Origin of the sequence: Psychrobacter sp. A3 (genome assembly GCF_028823565.1) — a bacterium.
GTDB classification, from domain to species: Bacteria; Pseudomonadota; Gammaproteobacteria; order Pseudomonadales; family Moraxellaceae; genus Psychrobacter; species Psychrobacter celer.
In genome coordinates this window covers 1-7,062 of the sequence record NZ_JAPEHS010000107.1, presented here as the reverse complement: position 1 = coordinate 7,062, position 7,062 = coordinate 1, and the positions used below count along the sequence as shown (strand labels likewise).

7 protein-coding genes are annotated in these 7,062 nt (G+C 49.6%); 6 read left to right on the top strand and 1 reads right to left on the bottom strand.

Translation table 11 applies throughout. The annotated features are described in order from the left end of the window. The coding region (gene rsmI / locus NK638_RS11305) for a 16S rRNA (cytidine(1402)-2'-O)-methyltransferase (RefSeq protein ID WP_274633096.1) at nucleotides 1–878 on the bottom strand (878 nt) is incomplete at its 3' end. Between the two features lie 219 nt (nucleotides 879–1,097). On the opposite strand from rsmI, the gene NK638_RS11300 reads away from it, so the two are divergent. The 6 genes from NK638_RS11300 (at nucleotide 1,098) to hisG (ending at nucleotide 6,750) form a co-directional block, all read left to right on the top strand. Continuing rightward, nucleotides 1,098–1,535 (top strand): YraN family protein, encoded by a 438-nt coding sequence (locus NK638_RS11300; protein ID WP_446739836.1) that lies wholly within the window; start codon nucleotides 1,098–1,100, stop codon nucleotides 1,533–1,535. 264 nt (nucleotides 1,536–1,799) lie between these two features. Next, nucleotides 1,800–2,660, top strand: coding sequence for a BON domain-containing protein (locus NK638_RS11295; RefSeq protein WP_274633094.1), 861 nt, complete (start codon nucleotides 1,800–1,802; stop codon nucleotides 2,658–2,660). A gap of 343 nt (nucleotides 2,661–3,003) precedes the next feature. Further along, the gene (locus NK638_RS11290; protein WP_274633093.1) at nucleotides 3,004–4,017 is read left to right on the top strand and encodes an alpha/beta hydrolase; all 1,014 of its coding nucleotides are present in this window, start codon (nucleotides 3,004–3,006) and stop codon (nucleotides 4,015–4,017) included. Nucleotides 4,018–4,180: 163 nt separating this feature from the next. Beyond that, nucleotides 4,181–4,426, top strand: a complete 246-nt coding sequence (locus NK638_RS11285; protein WP_192994740.1) for a BolA family protein — start codon at nucleotides 4,181–4,183, stop codon at nucleotides 4,424–4,426. Nucleotides 4,427–4,580: 154 nt separating this feature from the next. Next, complete coding sequence (murA, locus tag NK638_RS11280) at nucleotides 4,581–5,858, top strand: UDP-N-acetylglucosamine 1-carboxyvinyltransferase (RefSeq protein ID WP_105244203.1); 1,278 nt, start codon at nucleotides 4,581–4,583, stop codon at nucleotides 5,856–5,858. Nucleotides 5,859–6,057: 199 nt separating this feature from the next. Beyond that, nucleotides 6,058–6,750, top strand: coding sequence for an ATP phosphoribosyltransferase (gene hisG / locus NK638_RS11275; RefSeq protein ID WP_075102594.1), 693 nt, complete (start codon nucleotides 6,058–6,060; stop codon nucleotides 6,748–6,750). The last annotated feature ends 312 nt before the right edge of the window (nucleotides 6,751–7,062 follow it).

The window sequence follows — 7,062 nt, the reverse complement described above, 5'->3', positions numbered from 1 at the left end:
AGACGCTGATAGAGCGCGTTTTTTTTCACGCCAGTGATATCAGCGGCCAAGGCGGCGGCTTTTTTGACCGATAAATCCTCCAGTAGACGTTGTAGTAACGCATCGTGCACACTGATGTCGTCGGCGTCTTGTGCGGTATGGTCACCTGCGACTACCAAGACGATTTCGCCGCGCTGCTGATTGTCATCGGCTGTGACAAACTCAATTAAGTTGCCAAGCGTGCTTTTGTGCACCGTCTCAAAGGTTTTGGTCAGCTCACGGCAAAACGCCACTTCACGATCAGCGCCAAATATCGCCGTCATGTCCGCTAAGCTTGCCAGAATGCGGTGCGGCGCTTCATAAAATATCAAGGTTTCGGTGCGTGTCGTTAAGGCGGTCAGTTGTTTTTGGCGACCGTGAGTTTTGGCAGGCAAAAACCCAATAAAGCTAAAACGATCTGATGGCAGCCCTGCGACCGATAGCGCGCCAATGGCAGCCGATGCACCCACCACAGGTGATACTCTCACGCCAGCGGCATGCGCCGCTTGTACCAACTGATAGCCTGGGTCACTGACCAGTGGTGTGCCAGCATCACTGATCAAAGCGACGGAATGGCCTTGCTGGATCATCTCGATAATCTTTGGCGTTTGGATGGCGCTGTTGTGCTCATGATAGGCCCATAGCTTATTATGCGCTTTGGGCGCGTCAGCCTCGCTACTGTTGTCTTTGGTATGGATACCAAAGTGCGATAGCAGTTTGCCGGAGGTGCGGGTGTCTTCACAGGCAATGATGGCCACTTGTTTTAAGACATCGATGGCATGCGGCGTCATGTCGCTCAGATTACCAATCGGCGTGGCAACGATATATAAACAAGCTGGCATCGCGGTAGGGATGGACATGAAAACCTCTGTTATAAAAGTCGGGCATACAATATAGCGCCACGCTCTATCTTGGCGTTTGATGTGTGGTCTTTAGCACAACATCATAATAAAGGCCGTAACAACCCCATGAATGCAGGCCATGGTGACAGACCAAATAGATAGACAAGGCGCAAAAGTGGTTAGTTTATCATGTTGTGCTATGATAATTCTGAAATGTTCAGCAGGTATCTTGCTCTTATGACCCATCACCAACCCTTACACCTTAGCTCGCCCAAGCAGCGTCAAGGCAGCTTGTTTGAGCAGCGCGCTTGTGCGTTTTTGCAGGCGCAAGGCTTGACGCTGATTGCACAAAACTGGCAACAACCCAAAATCGGCGAGCTTGACTTGGTCATGCTAGAGACGGGCGCGGCATGGTCGACCCTAGTGTTTGTCGAAGTGCGTCAACGGCGCCAATCAGGGTTTGGCGATGCGCTGCTGAGCGTCACCAAATCCAAGCAAAACAAACTTATCAAGGCAGCACGCTATTTTTTGCAGCAGCACCCTGAGTATAGAGATTTTGATTGCCGGTTTGATGTCATTGCCTATGATACCGCAGGCAAGCACAAGCTCGCAGAAGCCCACATGTCTGAGTCGCCGCAGTGGCTGATAGGCGCGTTTATGGCAAATGCTTGGTGAGGCGGCATTGGCTTTTTTACTTATATGACTGGGCATAATTACTGAGTACACTTGGCGCGCTTGGTGCTGATTCTTGTTGTATTAATGAGTCTGAGCGTGCGCGAGCGATGCCAAGGTGTTTGTCGGTTGAATTATCGTTACCAAAAGCCTAAGCGTTCACCCAAAAAATTGAGTAAAGTAGCTCAATAAAAAAGCGATGGCATGCCTTGCTCATCAATCATCGCCAATATCTTACTTATTTCATCAGGCTCTAAGAGGTAAATCATGACACGGATGCACTTGCGCACTGCTATTTTTGGCTCATCATATCGCATGACGATAGGTGCTGTGCTGCTGGCAAGCGTCATTAGTACGGGTTGTACCACCAATTATCTGACCAACAGTACACAAGGGACTTATGGTGTGCCCATGACTGAGCGTACCATTCCGCAGCGCCTGCTGGATCGTAGCATTGAACACACTGCCAAAATCAATGTTTATGGTCTAAAAGAAGACTTGCAGCAGACCAGCCGCATGAGTATCGATAGCTTTAATAGTGAAGTACTGCTGACCGGTGAGGTGCCAAGTGTTGCGATCAAGACGGAGATAGAAAACGTCGTCAGCTCCATGCCAGACGTGCGCCGTGTCTATAATGAGCTGACCGTCAGTGCCTCAAAGGGCTATAGCTCGACTGTCCATGATGGTTATATCACCTCAAAAATGCTGGCAAAAGTCGCGACAAATAACGGCGTCAAAGCCTCCCAAATCAAGGTGGTGAGTAACAACGGCGTGGTCTATGTCATGGGACGTGTGACACCGACGCAGCAAAGCCACTTAATCGATATCGCCAACGACACCGTAGGAGTGACCGAGCTTGTGCTATTGACGACCGTTGTCGACGATAGAGGGGTAAAGATTGGTGAAGACGATATTATGTATGAGGACAATCTGGCCAATCCGGCGTTAGCGCCAGTTGTGCAGCGCTCGGCTGCCGCGCGCGTTGCTGATGAGCCGGGTAGTGCAGTCGCACCCAGCCCAGCCCGAGCCACCACGCCTATAGTGGTGACTGAAGAGGGTTCGCCTATCGACTCCTCTGCTAGTGAGGCTTCTGCTAGTGAGAATGTCGATATTTATCAAAATCCGTAAATACCTCATTTCATCGTGAGCCAGTGCCTCGATTGTATTTGGCGCTGATATAGCCGCCGCTGATGACAAGAAGCCTAAACACGAGTAACAGCAAAAACACGAGAAATCTTTTGGCAGCCAGTAAACTGATTACTCTGTAAATGAATGGCTAGATGAGTGACTATATGAATGGCTATAAATAATCCGCGGTAAGCGACTGATGGTACGTGGCTAGCGATAAATGATTGGTGATAAGTGAATAAGGGCTTATGATCAAAGTCGTGAGCCAATGTTGCCCCAGTCAATGTGTCACACACCCAAGCTGATAAATATGGCTATAAAGACATAAAAAAGGACACTGGCGATGAAGGATCTCAAAACACGCAAGCGGCATCATGACCATGATGATGGCCACAAGCGCCAACACAGTCACAAGACAAATACAAAAAGCGCTGACACTCAAGCAGCAAGTAAGAAGGTGCTAAAAGTGACGGGCGCGGCGCTGCTGGCAATTGGCGGCGCGGTGCTGGTAAGCCAAAGCGCGCAGGCATTATCACCCTTGACTCTCGTCAATGGAATTACCTCAGGCGGCGGTGTTGGGGTCAGCAAAGACATCTTGTATGGCGATCAGCCCTTACAGGATTTAGATATTTATTACCCCAAGCCGTTGACCCGTGCCATGACGGCACAAAGCGCGATCAGTGATCGTTATCCGATGGTGGTGTTTGTCCATGGCGGCTCATGGGAGAGCGGGAGCAAAGAGCAATACGCCTTTGTCGGCCAGAGTTTGGCGCAGGCAGGCTATGTCACAGCGGTGATCAATTACCGTAAGGCGCCTGAGCATGTCTATCCCGCTTATGTCAAAGACACCGCGCAGGCGATCGCTTGGAGCCTAAACAACGCGGCCAGCTTGTATGCTGACCCTGCTCGTGTGGCGGTGGTTGGGCACTCTGCTGGAGCGTTCAACGCCGTGGCAGCGGTCGCCAACGAGGAATTTTTGGCCCCTTATCATATCAAGCCAAGCGCTGTAGGGACAGTCGTCGGCATCGCGGGGCCATACAGTTATGACTTTCGTAAGTTTGATAGCGCATCGGCCTTTGCCGCCGCTGCCACGCCAGATGAGGTGATGCCCGATCGTCATATCAAAGGAAAACAGCCGCCTTATTTATTATTGACGGCCGAAAAAGACGACATCGTCCACGACAGCAATACCATCAAGATGACGCAAGCACTAAAAGCAGCTGGCGTTTCTGTCAAAAACGGTGAAATAGCAGGTGCCAGCCATGCGACCAGTATTGGGGCGATGGCACCGCCGCTACGCTGGGTCAATGACGTGCGCGCGCAAGTGCTTAGCCACCTAGATGACGCCCTTAAATAACGATAAAGAGTGAAAGGCATTGTGGGCACGACTGATTGGTCGCTACTGCATCATAAAACATGGTAAAGCAAGACAATACTGTAAGATAGCCAAACTCTTGTTATAATGTCTTCACTTTATATTCATACCCTATTTTATATTTAAGGCAGAGAGATTTATGAGCATGAACGCTGACGACTTGATTGCATTTTTACAGACTCATTTTCCAGACGCTTTTATTCAAGCGGCCAATCAAGGCAACAAGTTTGATGTGCGCGTGGTCGATGCCAGCTTTGAAGGCAAACGCAGCGTTCAGCGTCAGCAAGCGGTATATGCGCTGGTTAATGACAAGATTGCCAGCGGAGATATTCATGCGCTCAATATTCAAGCATTGACGCCCGCTGAGTGGGACGCTCAATCAAAAGGCTAGACGTCACTCTTTATGATGAGACGTTATGCTTAAGCCTGTTCATTAGACGCCTCAAGCCTGCTGCTTCATTTATTGTCTAAATCGCAGGTTTTGGTGGTTTGGTTTTTATTTTTTATATTCATCTTTTTATACTCATCGCTAGGTTGCCACTTTTATGGATCAATTTTTAATCACGGGTAGTAGTCGTATTGCAGGGGAAGTTACGATTTCAGGCGCCAAAAATGCCGCGCTGCCGTTACTTGCGGCCATGATATTGGCTGAGACCCCAACGACATTACATAATGTGCCATCGCTACAAGATGTGCGTACCCTGATTGCATTGATCGGTGGTATGGGCATCCACATTCAAAAACAAGGTGATACGGTCACGTGCGATACCAAAACCATCGATAATTTTTATGCGCCCTATGATCTGGTCAAGACCATGCGCGCGTCGATTTTGGTATTGGGGCCGTTGCTGGCACGTTTTGGTGAAGCAGAAGTCTCATTGCCAGGTGGCTGCGCGATTGGCTCGCGTCCTGTCGATCAGCATCTCAAAGCCTTTGAAGCCATGGGCGCTACTATCAGCGTCGAAAACGGCTATGTCAAAGCGCAAGCGCCAAAAGGCGGCAAACTAATCGGCTGTAACTTCTCGTTTGACATGATCACGGTCGGCGGCACTGAAAACGTCATCATGGCGGCTGCCCTTGCTAAAGGTACTACAGTGCTTGGCAACTGCGCGCTGGAGCCAGAAGTGGTGGATTTGGCCAACATGCTGGTCGCGATGGGTGCCAAGATAAGCGGCATCGGTACCTCGACCATGACCATCGAAGGCGTTGAGCGTCTGCATGGCTGTGAGTATTCAGTAGTGGCGGATCGTATCGAGACAGGCTCTTATCTGGCAGGCGCGCTGATGACTCGCGGTGATGTATTGGCCAAAAACACCTCTGCGCTGTTATTGACCCCTGTGCTAGAGAAGTTTGAAGATATGGGCGCGGTGATTACCACAGGTGATGACTGGATTCGCGCGCAAATGACGGGTCGACCAAGACCTGTCAATATCCGTACTCAACCGCATCCTGGTTTTCCAACAGATATGCAGGCGCAGCTCATGGCGATTAGCTGTCTGGCTGATGGCACCAGTACCTTTATCGAAAATATCTTCGAAAACCGCTATATGCACGTGCCAGAGCTCAATCGTTTGGGCGCATCCATTCAGGTGGACGGTCATACTGCCGTAGTTACGGGCGTCGAAAACTTTACCGCCGCGCCTGTGATGGCGACCGATTTACGCGCATCGATGTCCTTGGTGATGGCCGCGGCGACCGCCGAAGGTGAGAGCTTGATCGATCGTATCTATCATATCGATCGCGGCTATGAAAACGTAGAAAGCAAACTGCGTGCGCTCGGCGTCAATATCGAACGTATCAATAGCAACAACAGCAACGACTAGGCGGCAGTTTTTTGCTGGTTTTTGTCAGCAACTACATAAAACCATGCCTTAAGTCAGTCAGACACTGAACGACTCAGTAAACCCTTATGCGTCAAGCACTTCAATGATTGGCGCATGAAGGTTTACTCCAATCGCTTAGCAATGATAAATTCACGCCCCGCTATCGGGGATGCCAACTGTACATGGACACGATGTCATTATGACCGAAGCAAGCACCCGCCAATCAAATGATGGTTTATTAAACCAAGTCAATGAGGAATTTTCAGGCTTAACGCTGGCCTTATCTAAAGGCCGTATTTTAGAAGAGACCATGCCTTTGCTGCGCGCAGCGGGCGTTGAGTTGTTAGAAGACCCTGAAGCCTCGCGTAAGCTTATTTTTCCAACCTCAAACCCCAATGTACGCGTCTTAATCTTGCGTGCCAGTGATGTACCGACCTACGTCGAGCATGGCGCTGCGGATTTTGGTGTGGCGGGTAAAGATGTACTGCTTGAGCACGGTGCCAACCATGTGTATGAGCTGCTGGATTTGCAGATTGCCCAGTGCAAATTGATGACCGCAGGCGTAAAAGACGCGCCATTGCCCAATCGTCGTCTGCGCATCGCCACCAAGTACGTCAATGTGGCTCGGGCGTATTTTGCCAGCCAAGGCCAGCAGGTCGATGTGATCAAACTATACGGCTCGATGGAGCTGGCACCGCTGGTCGGACTCGGAGACCTTATCGTTGATGTGGTTGATACAGGGAACACCTTGCGTGCCAACGGCCTTGAAGCCCGTGACCATATCTGCGATGTATCGTCACGCCTCATTGTCAATCAAGTCAGTTACAAGCGTAAGTTTGCCTTGCTTGAGCCAATTTTGGACAGCTTTAAAGACAGCATTGCGAGTGCTTAACAGCTCAGTGTTTGATGCCTTAGTGTGTCACTCATCCATACTTGCAAAGACAATGTGCTTCATTGGTAATATTAAGTACAGTGATGCAAATTTTTAAACCAGTTTGGCGCTCTATGATAAGCATAGCGTGCTAAACTGGTTTTATTGTATGGGTTTGTCAAAACATAAAAGCCCAGTATAATCTAAACCGGACTCTAGGGCGTGTCCTCAATTCAATCGATAGCCATCTAAATGGGCTAAAAATTGTTAAATCTGGACAAACGGTGTCAAATAGCTGACTAATATCTCAATATTATCTGCGCTATTTTCCTT

Excerpts from the sequence above, each read along its gene's own strand:
- NK638_RS11295 (WP_274633094.1), top strand. The coding sequence starts at position 1,800 with ATGACACGGATGCACTTGCGCACTGCTATTTTTGGCTCATCATATCGC.
- hisG (WP_075102594.1), top strand. The coding sequence starts at position 6,058 with ATGACCGAAGCAAGCACCCGCCAATCAAATGATGGTTTATTAAACCAA.
- NK638_RS11285 (WP_192994740.1), top strand. The coding sequence starts at position 4,181 with ATGAACGCTGACGACTTGATTGCATTTTTACAGACTCATTTTCCAGAC.
- NK638_RS11290 (WP_274633093.1), top strand. The coding sequence starts at position 3,004 with ATGAAGGATCTCAAAACACGCAAGCGGCATCATGACCATGATGATGGC.
- murA (WP_105244203.1), top strand. The coding sequence starts at position 4,581 with ATGGATCAATTTTTAATCACGGGTAGTAGTCGTATTGCAGGGGAAGTT.
- NK638_RS11300 (WP_446739836.1), top strand. The coding sequence starts at position 1,098 with ATGACCCATCACCAACCCTTACACCTTAGCTCGCCCAAGCAGCGTCAA.